16 protein-coding genes and 1 other RNA gene are annotated in these 16,315 nt (G+C 42.3%); 8 read left to right on the top strand and 9 right to left on the bottom strand.

What is annotated here, in order from left to right; translation table 11 throughout:
- Window positions 1-21 precede the first annotated feature (21 nt).
- Window positions 22-1,803 carry a DNA polymerase III subunit gamma/tau gene (locus tag D2U88_RS13120; protein WP_119641026.1) on the bottom strand — a complete coding sequence of 594 codons (1,782 nt, stop codon included), beginning with the start codon at window positions 1,801-1,803 and terminating at the stop codon, window positions 22-24.
- A gap of 107 nt (window positions 1,804-1,910) precedes the next feature.
- Here D2U88_RS13120 and rnpB point away from each other — a divergent pair.
- Window positions 1,911-2,211, top strand: an RNA gene (gene rnpB / locus D2U88_RS13125) — RNase P RNA component class A.
- Here rnpB and rsmD read toward each other — a convergent pair.
- From rsmD to D2U88_RS13140, 3 genes are read right to left on the bottom strand one after another with little or no spacing between them, the layout of a single operon-like run.
- Window positions 2,209-2,757, bottom strand: a complete 549-nt coding sequence (gene rsmD / locus D2U88_RS13130; RefSeq protein WP_119641027.1) for a 16S rRNA (guanine(966)-N(2))-methyltransferase RsmD — start codon at window positions 2,755-2,757, stop codon at window positions 2,209-2,211. The two genes, rnpB and rsmD, sit on opposite strands and share 3 nt — an antisense overlap.
- Entirely contained in the window at window positions 2,758-3,591 is an 834-nt protein-coding gene (locus D2U88_RS13135; RefSeq protein ID WP_119641028.1) for a DUF3822 family protein, read from the bottom strand.
- Window positions 3,572-4,306 carry a hypothetical protein gene (locus D2U88_RS13140; protein WP_119641029.1) on the bottom strand — a complete coding sequence of 245 codons (735 nt, stop codon included), beginning with the start codon at window positions 4,304-4,306 and terminating at the stop codon, window positions 3,572-3,574. Before D2U88_RS13140 ends, D2U88_RS13135 begins: the two co-directional genes overlap by 20 nt.
- Before the next feature lie 108 nt (window positions 4,307-4,414).
- On the opposite strand from D2U88_RS13140, the gene D2U88_RS13145 reads away from it, so the two are divergent.
- The 6 genes from D2U88_RS13145 to D2U88_RS13170 are packed head-to-tail and all read left to right on the top strand — an operon-like array spanning window position 4,415 to window position 9,599.
- Window positions 4,415-5,848 carry an ATP-dependent DNA helicase gene (locus D2U88_RS13145; RefSeq protein WP_119641030.1) on the top strand — a complete coding sequence of 478 codons (1,434 nt, stop codon included), beginning with the start codon at window positions 4,415-4,417 and terminating at the stop codon, window positions 5,846-5,848.
- Window positions 5,849-5,878: 30 nt separating this feature from the next.
- On the top strand, window positions 5,879-6,442 hold the full coding sequence (locus D2U88_RS13150) for a DUF4126 domain-containing protein (protein WP_119641075.1): 564 nt from the start codon (window positions 5,879-5,881) through the stop codon (window positions 6,440-6,442).
- A gap of 37 nt (window positions 6,443-6,479) precedes the next feature.
- Entirely contained in the window at window positions 6,480-7,193 is a 714-nt protein-coding gene (gene kdsB, locus D2U88_RS13155) for a 3-deoxy-manno-octulosonate cytidylyltransferase (protein ID WP_182859182.1), read from the top strand.
- Window positions 7,184-7,891: an HAD family hydrolase gene (locus D2U88_RS13160; protein WP_119641032.1), complete on the top strand. Its 708-nt coding sequence runs from the start codon at window positions 7,184-7,186 to the stop codon at window positions 7,889-7,891. Before kdsB ends, D2U88_RS13160 begins: the two co-directional genes overlap by 10 nt.
- Window positions 7,891-9,018 carry an iron-containing alcohol dehydrogenase family protein gene (locus tag D2U88_RS13165; protein WP_119641033.1) on the top strand — a complete coding sequence of 376 codons (1,128 nt, stop codon included), beginning with the start codon at window positions 7,891-7,893 and terminating at the stop codon, window positions 9,016-9,018. Before D2U88_RS13160 ends, D2U88_RS13165 begins: the two co-directional genes overlap by 1 nt.
- A gap of 41 nt (window positions 9,019-9,059) precedes the next feature.
- The gene (locus D2U88_RS13170; RefSeq protein ID WP_119641034.1) at window positions 9,060-9,599 is read left to right on the top strand and encodes a 1-acyl-sn-glycerol-3-phosphate acyltransferase; all 540 of its coding nucleotides are present in this window, start codon (window positions 9,060-9,062) and stop codon (window positions 9,597-9,599) included.
- A 390-nt stretch (window positions 9,600-9,989) separates the two neighbouring features.
- Here the strand turns inward: D2U88_RS13170 and D2U88_RS13175 are convergent, their stop codons facing one another.
- The 4 genes from D2U88_RS13175 to gcvT form a co-directional block, all read right to left on the bottom strand.
- Entirely contained in the window at window positions 9,990-10,463 is a 474-nt protein-coding gene (locus D2U88_RS13175) for a hypothetical protein (protein ID WP_119641035.1), read from the bottom strand.
- A 104-nt stretch (window positions 10,464-10,567) separates the two neighbouring features.
- On the bottom strand, window positions 10,568-11,278 hold the full coding sequence (locus D2U88_RS13180) for a YebC/PmpR family DNA-binding transcriptional regulator (RefSeq protein ID WP_119641036.1): 711 nt from the start codon (window positions 11,276-11,278) through the stop codon (window positions 10,568-10,570).
- Window positions 11,279-11,339: 61 nt separating this feature from the next.
- Window positions 11,340-12,158 (bottom strand): sugar nucleotide-binding protein, encoded by an 819-nt coding sequence (locus D2U88_RS13185; protein ID WP_119641037.1) that lies wholly within the window; start codon window positions 12,156-12,158, stop codon window positions 11,340-11,342.
- Between the two features lie 6 nt (window positions 12,159-12,164).
- Window positions 12,165-13,253 carry a glycine cleavage system aminomethyltransferase GcvT gene (gcvT, locus tag D2U88_RS13190; protein WP_119641038.1) on the bottom strand — a complete coding sequence of 363 codons (1,089 nt, stop codon included), beginning with the start codon at window positions 13,251-13,253 and terminating at the stop codon, window positions 12,165-12,167.
- A gap of 146 nt (window positions 13,254-13,399) precedes the next feature.
- Here gcvT and D2U88_RS13195 point away from each other — a divergent pair, with 146 nt between their 5' ends.
- A complete protein-coding gene (locus D2U88_RS13195; RefSeq protein WP_119641039.1) occupies window positions 13,400-15,016 on the top strand; it encodes an aminopeptidase P family protein in 1,617 nt (538 codons plus the stop codon).
- Here D2U88_RS13195 and thrC read toward each other — a convergent pair.
- Window positions 15,013-16,311, bottom strand: coding sequence for a threonine synthase (thrC, locus tag D2U88_RS13200; protein WP_119641040.1), 1,299 nt, complete (start codon window positions 16,309-16,311; stop codon window positions 15,013-15,015). The genes D2U88_RS13195 and thrC overlap by 4 nt on opposite strands.
- Between the last annotated feature and the right edge of the window lie 4 nt (window positions 16,312-16,315).

The following is a 16,315-nucleotide window of genomic DNA, read 5'->3' on the forward strand; positions in this document are numbered from 1 at the left end:
ATACAGGTATTGGGTTTGAAGCTAAAAATCAAGGTCAAACTCTTTGCGCAATAAATCGATGGCAGGGTTTTTTTCTTTTAATTTTTCGTATTTCTCCGCAGGAGTGAAGGCAAACTTTTTGGCTACTTCCTCGTTCACCGTAATCTGAAGGGTGATGGAGTAGTTGTTGAGCTTTTGTTTGAGGTAATCCAACATCAGGTTTTGTTCCCGCTCTATTTCCTTTTTCATGGTACTATTCGGCAGCTCGATCCAAATAGTATCCTCATTTTTAAGTTTGGGAACATCGGTCTGTAGGTTACTGGCCAAAATTTTCCTTCCTTGACTTTCCAGTTGATGTACAAAATCGTCCCAATGCTTTTGCATATCCTCTTCGGAAAAAGAATCTTTGGGAAGATCTTCATGGGCTATTTCAGGAGCTTTGGTGTTCTCGTGCTCCTTTTTGATTTTGATACTTGAGAGGGAGAGCCCGGAAACCCGTTTTTCCAAGTTGCCGATCTGTATTTTTTTGGGCGGTTGGTACTCCTCTTTCGGTTCATTTATGACCGCTTCGGGTTCACTAACCGTTTCTACAGGTTCGTTGACCAATTCTTCCTCTAAAACTTCTACACTAGATTGATTTTGAATAGGTTCCGGTATGGTTTTCTGTGTTGAGCCATTCGTATGGACCGTTTTGGCGCCATTGGTGACTGGTTCTCTTTTTGCGTAAAAAGAGGCAGGAATTATGAAATCAGAGTTTTTTTTTTCTCCATCAAAAGTGATGGACGCCAATTTCATGAGGGTGAGTTCGACCAGCAACCGCTGATTTTTACTCGATTTGTATTGCAGATCGCAGTCATTGGCCATATCAATGGCCTTTAAAAGGAATTCTTTGAGAGCCTTTTTGGCCTGTTCTTGGTATTGTGATTTTACGTCGTCACCGACTTCCAGCAAGTTAAGGGTGTCAGGGTGTTGACACACCATCAGATCCCTGAAATGAGACGCCAAACCTGATATAAAATGATGCCCGTCAAAACCAAGCGATAAGGTTTTGTTGAACAGTACCAAAAGTTCGGGAATGTTGCTTTCTAAGATCAGATCAGTAGCGGAGAAATAAATGTCATAATCCAGTACGTTCAGGTTTTCCGTTACGGCCTTTCGGGTCAATTGTTTGCCTGAAAAACTGACCACACGGTCAAAAATCGATAGGGCATCACGCATGGCGCCATCCGCTTTTTGCGCAATGATGTGCAGGGCACTTTCCTCTGCTTCAACCCCTTGTTGCTCCGCGATGTATTTTAGGTATTCCGAAGCATCCTTCACCGTGATCCGTTTAAAATCAAAGATTTGACAACGAGATAATATGGTGGGGATGATCTTGTGTTTTTCCGTGGTGGCCAATATAAAGATGGCATGCTTGGGTGGTTCCTCCAAAGTCTTCAAAAAGGCATTGAAGGCCGATTGGGACAACATGTGTACCTCATCGATGATATACACCTTATACTTTCCTACTTGGGGAGGAATCCTGACCTGGTCTATGAGATTTCGTATGTCGTCCACAGAGTTGTTGGAGGCTGCATCCAATTCAAAAATATTGAAAGCGAAATCCTCATCCTCGCGTTCCGTTCCATCCTGGTTGATTTTCTTGGCCAAGATACGCGCACAAGTAGTCTTTCCCACACCTCTGGGGCCACAGAACAAAAGGGCTTGGGCCAGGTGATTGTTGTCAATGGCGTTCAGCAAGGTATTGGTAATGGCCTCTTGGCCCACCACATCCTTAAACGTCTGGGGACGGTATTTTCGAGCTGATACGACAAATGGTTCCAATGCAGGAATAATAGAGTTTTTACAAATATAAAAATAGCAACCGTCAAAGCCACTTCTCTGTAACTTGGATAGCCTTTTTTTATTAACAATTGGATTACCTTTGCAGCCAAGCAGGCCACCTTATCGCTGCAATTTTGGCGACAAGATTGAAGAGGAAAGTCCGGACACCGTAGTGCGGCATAGCGGGTAACGCCCGTCCGCCGAAAGGCGAGGACCAGTGCAACAGAAAGCAAGTACAGTTCGGCTGTAGTGAAATCAGGTAAACTCTATGCGGTGAAACGCCATGTAAACTAGTGTTTGAGGGTTGCACGCCCGAGCTGGAGGGTAGGCGGTTAGAGCCTTTGGGTAACCACTGGCCTAGATAAATGGTAAGGGTATACAGAATCCGGCTTACGGCCTGCTTTTTTATTCCATTTCTTCCTCTTGAAAGAAACTAAAAATGCTTCCCCCATATTTTCTTTGTTCGGTATGGCGCGGATGTTGGGAAAGATCAGTTTGATCGGAATGTTCCACGACCAAAAGGCCATCTTCCTCTAGCAATCCTCTTTCAAAAACCAAATCGGCAATTTTGAGGAATTGGCTTTGGTCAAAACTATAAGGTGGGTCGGCAAAGATGATATCGAATTTTTCAGTCGTTTTCTCTAAGTATTTGAAGACATCGGCCTTAACCGTACTGATTGAAAAACCTAACTCGGTTGCAGTTTTGGCAATGTACTGGGTGCATCCTGGAAAGCTGTCCACGGCCGTGATATCGTCAATGCCTCTCGAGGCGAATTCAAAACTAATGTTGCCTGTTCCGGCAAAAAGGTCCAGAACTTTAAGTCCATCAAAATAAAAACGGTTGTTCAAGATGTTGAAGAGCCCTTCCTTGGCCATATCGGTGGTGGGCCGAACAGGTAATTTTTTAGGGGCAATTAATCTTTTGCCCTTATATTTTCCAGAGATGATCCGCATTTAAAGGGAGCTTAATATGGAAAAATCTATGCTCTCGTTTTCCAACTCTTCCAAGGGAAAGGCAGGATTGCTGGGAACAAAGACCGATACGTTTTTAATGTATTGATAGCAAAGGTCAAAAATGGGATCACCCTCTTCAATAGAACCAAAAAGTTTTAACTGGATTTTTTCAAGATCCATTTGCAACTGTTCCAGACTGAACAACAAAAAGTATAAAAAGTCCTCTTTGGTCTTGTATTCAAACTGGTTGTAGAAAAGGAGTTTTTTATCCGAGGCCACCATCATTTCCATTTCCTTTCCGGATACCTGCACATAGTAAGTGGGCTCGGAAGTGGTCCTGCTTTGCGAAAGTAATGTAGATATGAGAACGGTTCCACTGTGTTTGAATTCAAATTCACCGAAAAGCTCAAAAATATAGTTGTTGACGTTGGTGTATGGAATGTAAACATTAATGATTTCCTGGTTTGGTAGCTCATCATAGGCAACAAGGTCATTGGCCATGATCTTGGCGTTGAACTTTAAGTAATTGGGTAGTTCATCCTTATTGAACAAGGGTTTGGGTACCAATCCGAACATATTGTTCTTGTGGATAACGACCACCTCGGAAAAGTTTCTACCGATATCACCATGTTGACTCAGTTTGGCCTTCAGTTCCTTGAGCATGAGGTAAGGAGTGGAAGGGATACTGAAAACGACCTTCTCGAAGGCCAGTATCTTATTGGTAATGGTATCCAGAACACAAAAAGAAAGTCCATTCAGGCTAACCTGAATGGACAGTTTTCTATAAGTGCTATGTTCTTTTGGCTGCGCTATATCAGTTATTTTTTCTGTCATAGATTGGAGGCCAGTTTCCGTTGGTGCTCACATCGGTCAACGAACCAACTTTTATTTCATCGCCGTTTACTTCCTCAACACTTTGGTGGGCTTTTTCCCTATCGACCAAATCTTTGGGTTGATCATAAAGAACTACATCCTTTTTCACTTTGGCTTCGAAAACGGGAGCCTTATAACCGCTTTTGTCGATGATGTCGGCTTTAAGCTCGAATTTTTCACCATTTTGGGCGTAAGGTACGTCCATCATGGATTTATATCGATCACTTCCTTTAAATAGGGAGTCTTTGATTTTTACCATTCCCAAAGTATCAATGATTACGGTGTCTTGTTGAAGTTCAATACCATAGGCCTTGTCAAACCTCATATAGGAAGAGTCCCTTTGAGTGGTAATGGTATAGTTCCCTGTATCGATGAATTTGATCAAGCTCTCAAAATTGCCAGCATATTTACCGTTAACGGTTTTATAGGCTTCTTCGGCATCGCGGATATCCTTTAATTTTGCAATTACGTGGGAAAATCTTTCTTTTCTTACTTTATTGAACTCGATAGGGGCGTTGATGGATTGATAAATTTTATAACCTAGGAAAATGCTCAAAAGTCCAAACGCAATGACCAAAATAGGCTTTACTTTTTGAGGTAAAAATCTGTCAATCACGAATACAAGCCCAAAGGTTACAAGGCATATTAATACAACAATAAGAATTAAGTTTAACATATCTGATACTGTCTTTCAAAGTTAATTTAGTGGTTACTGACAAATCTACAATTTTTTTTTAATCACGAAACTTTTTGCTTTAAAAAACCATGCTATCTTTAGAAGCCCATGAACGATTTTACCGCACCCGGATTTTTGAAGATTTTAAAGGAAAAATTTCCCCACATACCTACGGAGAAGCAAGGTTTGGCCATGGAAAAATTGGCCAGGTTTGTTCTCGAAGGAAAAAAGGAAGAGGTGTTCCTGTTGAAGGGTTTTGCAGGAACGGGGAAGACCACTTTGGTGGCCACATTGGTGAGCAGTCTATGGAAAGTGAAAATGAGTTCCGTGCTCATGGCACCAACGGGCCGCGCGGCGAAAGTCATGTCCGTTTATTCTGGAAACAAGGCCTTTACCATTCACAAAAAAATCTATTTTCCCAAAAAGCAGTCAGGGGGCAACATCCAGTTTGTATTGGCCCCGAACAAGCATCGCAATACAGTCTTTATTGTGGACGAGGCTTCCATGATACCCGACACCCCAGCCGATTCCAAACTCTTTGAGAATGGTTCTTTGTTGGACGACTTGATGTTCTATGTCCATTCCGGTCATAATTGCAAATTGGTATTGATAGGTGATACGGCACAGTTACCCCCGGTAAAATTGGAACTCAGCCCAGCTTTGGACCAAGATCGCCTGGCCCTTAATTATGATAAAGAGGTGGAGTGTTTGGAACTGGACCAAGTGATGCGGCAAACCGATGATTCGGGTATCCTATATAATGCCACCAATTTAAGGGAGCAATTGCAATCCCAGTTTTATGATGGTTTCCAATTTGAATTGGATCACTATAAGGATATTGTTCGGTTGATCGATGGGGCTGAGATCCAAGAGGCCATCGATTCGTCCTACAGCGAAAATGGAAAAGAGGAGACCGCCATTATCGTGCGTTCCAATAAAAGGGCGAATCTATATAATCAAAATATCAGGGAGCGGATCCTTTTTTTGGACAACCAGATTTCAGTAGGGGATTATATGATGGTGGTGAAGAACAATTACTTTTGGTTAAAAGCCACTTCCGAAGCTGGCTTTATTGCTAACGGGGACATTATAGAGATTTTGGAGCTCTTCGCCATTAAAGAACTGTACGGTTTTACCTTTGCGGAAGTAAAGGTGAAAATGGTGGATTATCCCGGACAGAAACCATTTGAGACCGTTTTGTTGCTAGACACCATCAATGCGGAATCCCCATCCCTTTCTTATGAAGATGGAAATCGATTGTACCAAGAGGTGATGAAGGATTATGCCCATGAGAAGTCGAATTACCGAAAGTTCTTGGGTGTCAAGAACAATAAGTTTTTTAATGCTTTGCAAGTGAAATTTTCCTATGCCATCACGTGTCATAAGTCGCAAGGAGGTCAGTGGAATACTGTTTTTGTAGAGCAACCCTATTTGCCCAATGGGGTGGACAAAGAATACCTAAGGTGGTTATATACCGCAGTGACACGGGCAAAGAAACAACTGTACCTGATCGGATTTAAAGATGATTTTTTTCTTGATTAGGAATACCCTAAATTAGACCTAACCATGAATATTGAACCAGATACCATAATAAGCATATTCCTAGGAATAGGACTGGCCGCATCGGTCGGTTTTAGGGTTTTTTTACCCTTGTTTGCCTTGAGTTTGGCGGCCCATTTCGGTGTTTGGGAGTTGAACGACAATTGGCATTGGTTGGGAAGCTTGGCAGCAGTGATTACCTTTGGTGTAGCCACCGTAGTAGAAATTTTTGCTTACTTCATCCCATGGGTGGACAATGTGCTCGACAGTTTGGCATTACCGTTGGCTGGGATAGCAGGTACCGCCGTGATGGTATCAACAGTTGCCGATTTGGACCCCGTGGTGACTTGGTCCTTGGCGATTATTGCAGGGGGTGGAACGGCAACCGCCATTAAAGGTGCCAATGCAGCTGGGAGATTGACCTCGACTGCTACAACGGGAGGACTTGCCAATCCGTTGGTGTCCACAATGGAAACAGGGGCCGCGGTAGCAGTGAGTACGGCATCTATTTTGGTGCCGCCCATAGCAGCCATTTTGGTCATCATTATATTATTGTTCATTTTTACGATCTATAGAAAGCTTCGGCCCAAAAAATAATATCCAACCAATCCACAGTTAAGTGAAAATAATTTCCATGATTCCCGCCCGTTATCAAGCCTCACGGTTTCCAGCCAAGTTGATGCAGGACCTTGCGGGCAAGCCGGTCATTGTAAGGACCTATGAGGCTGCCGTGAACACCCAACTTTTTGATGAAGTCTATGTGGTTACGGACAGTCCCATCATTGCAGATGTCATCCATGGCATTAATGGCAACGTGATCATGAGCAAGAACCAGCATGAAAGTGGCAGTGATCGTATAGCAGAGGCTGTGGAGGATATGGAGGTGGATATTGTGATCAATGTGCAAGGAGATGAACCGTTCATCGATTCCGTAAGTCTGGAAAAGGTCATTGATGTATTTCAAAAAGATGTGGATAAAGAAATAGATTTGGCTTCTCTGATGACCCCGATTACCGATTGGGATGAGATTTCCAATCCCAATACGGTCAAGGTGATTGTGGACAACCAAAACTTTGCCCTCTATTTCTCACGTTCCCCGATACCCTATCCAAGGGATAAGGAAGTGGAGGCCACCTATTATAAGCATAAGGGAATCTATGCCTTCAGGAAGAGGGCTTTGATGGATTTCCAAAAATTGCCCATGCTCACTTTGGAGGCCAAGGAAAAAATAGAGGCCATCCGGTTTTTGGAGTATGGCAAAAAAATAAAAATGGTAGAGACACACGTTACCGGTATCGAAATTGATACCCCGGAAGATTTGGAACGCGCTAGAACGGTATGGAAGTAGATTTTTCGAACATAAAAGTCATCGGGTTTGATGCCGACGATACCCTTTGGGTAAACGAAACCTATTTTCGGGATACGGAGGAAAGGTTTGCAGAACTGTTGGAGGACTACGAGACTAAAAACAAGGTGGATCAGGAACTGTTCAAAATGGAAATGGCCAATCTGGAAATCTATGGGTATGGCATCAAGGGATTTATGCTTTCCATGATCGAATCGGCATTGGATCTTTCGAACAATCAGATTTCCCAAGAGATTATTTCCCAGATTTTGGAATTGGGCAAAAAGATGATCGCCCATCCTGTGGAATTGTTGGATGGTGTAGAGGAAGTACTCTCCCAATTGGTGGATAAGTATCGGTTGATTGTCTTGACCAAAGGAGATCTTTTAGATCAAGAGCGCAAGTTGGAAAAATCTGGACTGTCCAAGTATTTCCATCATGTGGAGGTTTTGAGTGATAAAAAGGAAACCAACTACAGCAATCTTCTGGAACATCTGAACATTGATGTAAAGGAATTTTTGATGATAGGGAACTCCCTTAAGTCGGATGTATTGCCTATCTTGAATATTGGGGCCAAGGCCGTGCATGTGCCGTTCCATACCACGTGGGCCCATGAAATGGTGTCGGAAGAAGATGAATTGGTGAACAACCATTTGAAACTGAACAGCCTAAAGGATATTTTGAAGTATTTGGATAACTGATGAAGATAGAGAACAATTTGAGCAAAGAAAATATTACCCCAAGTATAAAGACCCAATACCGTAATTTTCCAATGGTGCCCAGGGTCATTTTTGGATCGGGATGTTTTTCGCAATTGGGTGATATTTTGTTGCCCATGCGCAAAAGTTCCGAGGCACCCTTCATTTTTTTGGTGGACGACTTTTTTGAGAATGAAGCATTTGTCTCCAAGGTTCCGTTGATGTTCAACGATGAGATCATATTCATCTCGGCAGATGAAGAACCCAAAACGGCCCAGGTGGATGCCTTGGTGGCCCAGATCAGGGAAAATTATAATGAGCTTCCCTCGGGAATCATTGGGATAGGAGGTGGAACCTTGTTGGATTTGGCCAAGGCTGTGGCCATACTCCTGAACAATAAGGGATCAGCAGAAGAATATCAGGGTTGGGATTTGGTGAACAAACCGGCCTTGTACCATGTTGGAGTTCCAACAATAAGCGGAACAGGAGCTGAAGTTTCCCGAACCACAGTGTTGTTGGGTCCCGATAAAAAATTAGGCATTAATTCGGATTACACCACTTATGACCAAGTGCTCTTGGACCCTGATTTTACGAGGACAGTTCCGAAGGAACAGTGGTTCTACACAGGTATGGACTGTTTTATTCATTGTGTTGAATCCCTTACCGGAACCTATTTGAATGCTTTTAGCCAGAGCTATGGAGAAAAAGCCATGGAACTTTGCTTGGAAGTCTTTCTGGAAGATATTCCTGAGGAAGAGTCCAGGGATAAGTTGATGATGGCATCTTGGCACGGGGGAATGAGCATTGCCTATTCCCAAGTCGGTATTGCACATGCCATGAGTTATGGACTTTCTTATCTTTTAGGGGTGAAACACGGAATTGGCAACTGTTTGGTCTTTCAGTATTTGGAGGAATTCTATCCAGAAGGTGTGGCACTTTTCAAAAAGATGCTCAAAAAACACCATATCCAATTGCCTAAAGGCGTATGTGCCCATCTTACCCAAAACGATTTTGATGTGATGGTCAACGTGGCCCTTGGCCTGGAAGCCCTTTGGGAGAACGCCCTGGGTAGTGATTGGAAGAAAATAATGACCCCGGAACGGCTTCAATCCATGTATGAGAAGATATAAAGCCATAACAATAGGTTTCTTTTATTCATAATTTCTAAAGAATGCATCAACTGGCCAAGTTCATATATTTCAAGGTTTTGGGATGGAAACTGGTCGGTACCTTTCCCAATGTGGATAAATGCGTCGTTATTGTAATACCGCATACCCATTGGCTTGACTTTTTCTTGGGATTGTTGGTGCGAAAGGTGGTGAACCAAGAAATCAATTATATTGGCAAGAAAAGTCTGTTCAAACCGCCTTTTGGATGGTTTTTTAGATGGACAGGCGGGGCTCCGGTAGACCGTTCCAAAAATTCCAATACGGTGGATAGCGTTGTTCAAATATTCAATGAAAGACAAGTCTTTAGATTTGCCTTGGCCCCGGAAGGGACCCGAAAAAAGGTCCAGGAACTACGCACTGGTTTTTATCATATCGCCAAAAAGGCACAGGTACCCATAGTGATGGTAGCTTTTGATTTCGGTAAAAAGGAAGTGAAAATTGCAGAGCCTTTCCTCCCCTCGGATCATCAAGAAAATGATTTTAATAGAATCCGTGAATTCTACAAAGGGGTAAAGGGCAAGGTTCCGGAATATAGCTTTTAGGTTTGTTATCGAATTGATTTCTAGTAACATTCGTGTTTAAGTACATTGTAGAAAAACTAGCTTTCTAAAGGCCTGAACTATATTGGTGCAGTTCTGAAAAATATCTTGAGGAAAACATTTTCCTTTTTTGTAACTGGAGATAGGTCATATCTCCAGTCAACGTATGGTCGAAGGTGTTATATTTAATTGTCAATTTACCTATGAGGGAAATGGGAATCTCACCTTCATGCTGTGTAGACTATCGTTTATTATGATTTAGTGATGGGTTCAGAAACAACAAACTTTTAAAGTGGAAATCAAGGACATGAAGCACAATTTGTTTGAAATTAAGGAAACAGATGTCAATTAAAGACTAGCTTGCAAAATTTTAATTTATCAGCCAATACCAAATCAATTCCGAATAAACCGGAAGCTTACAACAGCGGGTTCGGCTGTACCGTCATTATCAAAGTCATATTCCAACGGCCCACCATCAATTAAGAGTGTTGTATCGGTATTTTGGATTTCAAAATAAGATGTCGTATTGGGTGAGTAATCAAATACAATGGACAACAGGCTATTTGTGCGAGTCATTTGACCAGAAATGGTTTCAGTATCTTCTCCCAAAACAAATTCAATAGAAAATCTGCCATTTTCTTGAATGGCCATATTTATATTTCCGCCTTCCTCAATAAAATCGGCACTTTCGATAGTCCCATCAAAATCAACCTCAAAAAAAGCTTTTTCAGCAATCCAGTTCCCACTAACTTCCTCAGTGTTTGGTTGTTGTGTTTCTGTTGGAGGATTATTATCCTCGGAAGAACTACAGGAAACAAAAATGCATAGGAGAGTATAAATAACCGCGATTTTGGATAGCGTTTTCATGGGGGAAATGTTAAGTTCAATAAAGTTAAGAATTAACTTACTTAATTGTCCAATAGAGATAAATAAATCAGATTAAATGGCCAATAGTGACGATGAAAAATAGGTTACTCCTGCATAGAATGATACACGTTTTGAACGTCATCATCCTCTTCAATTTTTTCCAAAAGTTTTTCCACATCCGCCATTTCTTCTTCGGAGAGCTCTTTGGTCACTTGGGGAATACGTTCAAACCCAGAAGAAATGATTTCAATCTCCCTGGATTCCAATTCTTTTTGTAAAGAGCCAAAATTTTCAAACGGGGCATAAATATGGATACCATCCTCGTCCACAAAAACTTCCTCCGCACCAAAATCGATCAATTCCAATTCCAGTTCCTCTGGATCCAAATCTTCTCCCTTTACGGTAAAGTTGCAGGTGTGGTCGAACATGAATTCCACTGATCCTGAAGTGCCCAAGCTTCCGTTACATTTATTGAAATAGCTTCTAATATTGGCTACTGTACGGGTATTGTTGTCCGTTGCGGTCTCGATCAATATAGCGATACCATGAGGGGCGTAACCTTCAAAAAGTACCTCTTTATAGTCTCCTTGGCTTTTGTCGGATGCACGTTTTATAGCCCTTTCAATATTTTCTTTGGGCATGTTCACCGCCTTGGCATTTTGGATCACGGCACGTAGCTTGGAGTTGGCATCGGGGTCGGGTCCACCTTCTTTAACGGCGATTACGATATCCTTACCAATACGAGTGAAGGCTTTGGACATGGCCGCCCAACGCTTCATTTTCCGTGCTTTCCTAAATTCAAATGCTCTTCCCATGTAATATTGATGTTATGGATGGCAAATTTAGCAAAAAAAGCACCCTTGTCAAGCTAAATCATCAGACAGGAATATGATGGTCTATCACCTCTTGGCAACTGACCAATAAATTTTTAGGAAGCTTGTTGTACTTGGGCAAGGCAGCTAGATATCGATCTTCATTAGTGGTGTAGACCCTTTTGAAAATGGGATGATAATTTCCCATTCGTTTAATCACTTCCTTGATGAATTCCTCATGTTGTATCAGATCGCTACTACCCAAATGATAGATGCCGGTCTTGTTCCGATTGATCAGATAGTGGATCTGTTGGGTCAATTTATCATCGTTGGTCACATTGATGATCAGGTTTGGGAATACCTCAATAGGTTCATGTTGCTCCAAACTTGTTTTGATTTCCCTGATTCGTGGGGATGCGTTCCCAAAAACCATGGGAATTCTTAAAATCCCGGTCTTTTCTGCCGGCATCCGCATCATCATGTTTTCGATCTTGATCTTCAAGCGGCCATATACACTTTCGGACAAAGTTTTGTCGTACTCGTACGAAGGGAACTTGCTATAGGCATCAAAAACATTGGCGGAGGAAATAAAATAGAGTTTTGCCTTGGAACGCATCAAATATTCCATCATATGTTGATGCGCCTGTATTTGGGCCGAAAAATTTCCCCTGAGTGATGAAATGATTACATCGGGGTGCACTTTTTCCAAAATTTGGAAAACATCATCTTCTTCCAGGTCATACCTGAAAAATTGTTGGTTGGAAGAAAAGGAACGGTTGGTATAATAGGTGCCGTACGTGTCGAAATAGGAGCAGAGTTCTTTGTAGATGGCATTACCCACAAATCCACTCGCACCCAATATCAATATCTTCTTTTTGTTCAAACGCGATTAGCTATTTTTATAAAAGGGCAATTTTACCAAGGTTGCAGGTACTTTGTTGATCCTGATCTTGATATAAATGGTAGTGCCCAAATTGGCATGTTCCGCAGGTACATAACCCATTCCAATCCCTTGCGATAGGGAGGGGGACATGGTTCCTGAAGTGACCACTCCGATTTCATTTCCGTCTTTGTCCAAAATGGGATATCCGTGTCTTGGAATTCCCCTTTCCTCCATTTGGAAGGCCACCAATTTTCTTTTGGGACCTGTTTCCTTTTCCTTGGCCAAGGCTTCGCTGTTCACAAAATCCTTGGTGAATTTGGTAATCCAGCCCAATCCGGCCTCAAAGGGTGAAGTGGTATCTTCAATATCATTTCCATAAAGGCAATAACCCATTTCCAAGCGAAGCGTATCCCTAGCCGCCAACCCAATGGGTTTTATTCCAAAGCTAGCTCCAGCTTCCATTACCTTGTCCCAAACTTGTTGTACTTCGGAATTCTTGCAATATATTTCAAATCCGCCAGATCCCGTATAACCCGTGGCCGATATGATAACATAATCGATTCCAGCAAAATCGCCCACCACAAAATTGTAGAAGTTGATAGCTGACAAATCCACAGAAGTTAAGGATTGCATAGCTTCCACAGCTTTAGGACCTTGGATGGCCAATAGGGAATAATTATCGGAGAGGTTCCTCATATCGGCTCCAATGCTTTCGTTGTATTTGGAGATATGGTTCCAGTCCTTATCAATATTGGAAGCATTCACCACCAAGAGATAGGTTTCTTCCTTAACGCGATAAACAATAAGATCATCCACGATACCACCGGTTTCATTCGGCAAACAACTGTATTGCGCCTTTCCAATGGTTAATTTGGATGCATCGTTGGTCGTCACTTTTTGAATAAGCTCCAAGGCCTTGGGTCCTTCGATCAAAAACTCGCCCATGTGCGAAACATCGAACACCCCTACACCCTTGCGGACGGTTTCATGTTCGGCATTCACACCTTCATAGGAAACAGGCATGTTGTAACCTGCAAAAGGAACCATTTTGGCACCAAGAGCCTTATGGGTTTCAAAAAGTGCTGTATTTTTCATTTCTTAGATTTTTAAGCATGGCAAATTTAGATAATTAATTAAGGAATCAAACCTTCAAAGTTCTTATGATTTCCATAAAAATAGGAAGCCATTTTTAACAAAGGCTTCGCTTTAAAATTTGTATTTTGATCCAAATATCGTTTTTGATGAAAAATGTCCTTTTCAGCACACTTTTGGTGCTATCCATTATGTCCATGGGTTTTTCCCAAGGTACTCCAACCGATTATTTATCTGCCGATTTTCATAAACAAAGAAGGGATGAGGTCCGTAAATTATTACCACCCAACACTGCCGTGGTGTTATTTGCCAATGCCGAACGAAACCGGGCCAATGATGTGGATTTCGTATATCATCAAGATCCTAACTTTTATTATTTGACAGGTTACAAAGAACCGAACGCAGTGCTGGTACTGTTTTCGGAAACTCAAACGGATGCTTCGGGCAAAAAGTTTGATGAGATTATCTATGTGCAGGAAAGAAATGCCAGGGCGGAGCAATGGACTGGAAAACGATTGGGTGTTGAAGGGGTAAAGGAAAAATTGGGCTTTGATATGGTCTTCAATGGGAAGGAATTTGAACATTTTCCCGTTGATTTTGCTTCTTTTGATGTGGTCTCTTTTGTGGATTTTCAAAATGATTACCGTGATCAATCCGGCAATGCTGATCTTTTTGACCTGATCAAAACTTTTAAGAAAAAAGCAAATTATCCTTCGGATTACAATCCCATCAAAAATGATCTATACAGCATGATTTCTGCTGATGATGGCTCCAAAACTGATGAATTGGTAGAAACCGTGGAGAAATATATGAACCGTTATCCCAATTTGCAGGAAGATGAATTTCTCAATGATTTTGTGAATGCGGCCAATGAAGACATGAGAAAGGAAATCAAGAACAAAGTACTGGTTATCCAACAGTCATCTAATCTCGATTCCAAGGTGTTGCCAATGGCCATGGCCAAATTGAGGGAAACCAAAACTCCTGAAGAAATCAAGCTGTTAAAGAAAGCTGTGGAAATTTCCGCCGTTGGCCAAATGGAAGTGATGAAGGCAATGCACCCCAATATGTCGGAATCCGAAATACAAGGCGTTCACGAATACGTCTATAAAAAATATGGGGCCGAATATGAAGGGTATCCATCCATCGTAGGCGGCGGCAACAATGGCTGCATCCTTCATTACATCGAGAACAGTAAAACTACGGTAGGCAATGACTTGGTGCTGATGGACCTTGGCGCAGAGTATCATGGCTATACTGCCGATGTGACCCGAACCATTCCTGCCAATGGAAAATTTACCCCAGAGCAGAAAGCTATTTACGACATCGTGTACAATGCCCAGGAAGCTGGAATAAAGGCCAGTACCGTAGGTGCACCCTTTCAGTCGCCCGGCAAGGCAGCGTATCAGATTGTTGCCGATGGTCTGTTGAAATTGGGCATCATCAAGGAGGAAAAGGAAACACGTATTTATTTTCCTCACGGGACTTCCCATTATTTGGGATTGGATGTGCATGATGATGGCACTTACGGACCTTTCAAGCCTAATACCGTTATTACAGTGGAACCGGGTATTTATATCCCGGAAGGAAGCAACTGCGATAAAAAATGGTGGGGCATTGCCGTCCGTATCGAAGATGATGTGCTGATCACCAATGATGGACCGGTTGTACTATCCGCCATGGCACCTAGAACTACCGAGGCCATTGAGGCCATGATGAAACAACCCAGCCCGCTGGATAATTTCAAATTACCCAAATTGGATTAAGCAGTTGTCAATAAAAAGGCTTTCAAGTCTTCGTATGATTTGATCAGATGTGATTTCTTTTCCCTGCCCATCACTTTTTGGATTTGGGGTGGGATTTCGGGACTCAATCCCAAGGTATCTTCCACAACATCCAAAAACTTTACGGGATGGGCCGTTTCCAAGAAAATACCATAGGTATCGGGATGGGTCTTTTGATATTCCTTCAACCCCAGATAACCCACAGCTCCATGGGGATCCATCAAATAACCAGATTTGGAATGCACGCTTTTCATGGCTTTCCTTGTCTCTGCATCCGAAATGGAATAAGAGGATAGGTTGGCACGTAGACTTTCCAAATTTCCCTGGTACAAATGTTGGATGCGTACAAAGTTGCTTGGGTCTCCCACATCCATAGCGTTGGAAATGGTCGCTTTAGACGGAACAGGTTCGTAAATCCCATTTTCCATGAACTTGGGTACCACATCGTTTACATTGGTGGAGGCCACAAAGTGTTTTACGGGCATACCCAATTTTTGGGCAACCATGCCTGCACAAATGTTTCCAAAGTTGCCCGATGGTACCGAAAAAACGATTTCCTTTCCTTTGAATTTTGCCTGTTTGTACGCAAACAAAAAGTAGAACAATTGGGGTAGCCATCTTGCTACATTAATGCTGTTGGCTGATGTTAGCTTTTTGTAGTCTGTGATCTCCGTATCCAAAAAAGCGGTCTTCACCATACGTTGGCAGTCGTCAAAAGTGCCATCCACTTCCATGGCCTCAATGTTCTGGCCCAAAGTGGTCAATTGTTTTTCCTGGATATCGCTTACTTTCCCACTGGGATAGAGGATAACCACTTTTACTCCTTCCACACACAAAAATCCATTCGCAACGGCTCCACCCGTATCCCCAGAAGTGGCAACTAGAACAGTGACATCCTGTTTTTCGCCTTGGGAAAAGTAACCCAGGCAATTGGCCATAAATCGTGCACCGACATCTTTAAAGGCCATTGTAGGGCCGTGGAACAATTCCAAAGTGGCCACATTTTCTTCAACCGGGACGACTGGAAAATCAAAATCCAAGGTATTCGCGATGATTTCTTTCAAAACGGTATCGGGAATATCCTCGTTCACAAATTGATGTATGGCCTTGAAAGCGATCTCATGATTGGATAACTGTTCTATATTTTGAAAAAAATCCTTTGACAATGGAGTAATGCTCTCAGGGAAATACAACCCTTTGTCAGGAGCGATTCCAGCAATCACGGCCTCCTTGAAAGAAGCTTGTAAATCGGGATTGTTCAGACTGTAAAATTTCATGGGA

This window comes from Flagellimonas aequoris (assembly GCF_003584165.1).
GTDB lineage: Bacteria > Bacteroidota > Bacteroidia > Flavobacteriales > Flavobacteriaceae > Flagellimonas > Flagellimonas aequoris.

Bases quoted from the DNA above. Each gene is read 5' to 3' on its own strand.
- rsmD (WP_119641027.1), bottom strand. From the start codon at position 2,757: ATGCGGATCATCTCTGGAAAATATAAGGGCAAAAGATTAATTGCCCCT.
- D2U88_RS13135 (WP_119641028.1), bottom strand. From the start codon at position 3,591: ATGACAGAAAAAATAACTGATATAGCGCAGCCAAAAGAACATAGCACT.
- D2U88_RS13140 (WP_119641029.1), bottom strand. From the start codon at position 4,306: ATGTTAAACTTAATTCTTATTGTTGTATTAATATGCCTTGTAACCTTT.
- D2U88_RS13145 (WP_119641030.1), top strand. From the start codon at position 4,415: ATGAACGATTTTACCGCACCCGGATTTTTGAAGATTTTAAAGGAAAAA.
- kdsB (WP_182859182.1), top strand. From the start codon at position 6,480: ATGATTCCCGCCCGTTATCAAGCCTCACGGTTTCCAGCCAAGTTGATG.
- D2U88_RS13160 (WP_119641032.1), top strand. From the start codon at position 7,184: ATGGAAGTAGATTTTTCGAACATAAAAGTCATCGGGTTTGATGCCGAC.
- D2U88_RS13165 (WP_119641033.1), top strand. From the start codon at position 7,891: ATGAAGATAGAGAACAATTTGAGCAAAGAAAATATTACCCCAAGTATA.
- D2U88_RS13170 (WP_119641034.1), top strand. From the start codon at position 9,060: ATGCATCAACTGGCCAAGTTCATATATTTCAAGGTTTTGGGATGGAAA.
- D2U88_RS13175 (WP_119641035.1), bottom strand. From the start codon at position 10,463: ATGAAAACGCTATCCAAAATCGCGGTTATTTATACTCTCCTATGCATT.
- D2U88_RS13180 (WP_119641036.1), bottom strand. From the start codon at position 11,278: ATGGGAAGAGCATTTGAATTTAGGAAAGCACGGAAAATGAAGCGTTGG.
- gcvT (WP_119641038.1), bottom strand. From the start codon at position 13,253: ATGAAAAATACAGCACTTTTTGAAACCCATAAGGCTCTTGGTGCCAAA.
- D2U88_RS13195 (WP_119641039.1), top strand. From the start codon at position 13,400: ATGAAAAATGTCCTTTTCAGCACACTTTTGGTGCTATCCATTATGTCC.
- thrC (WP_119641040.1), bottom strand. From the start codon at position 16,311: ATGAAATTTTACAGTCTGAACAATCCCGATTTACAAGCTTCTTTCAAG.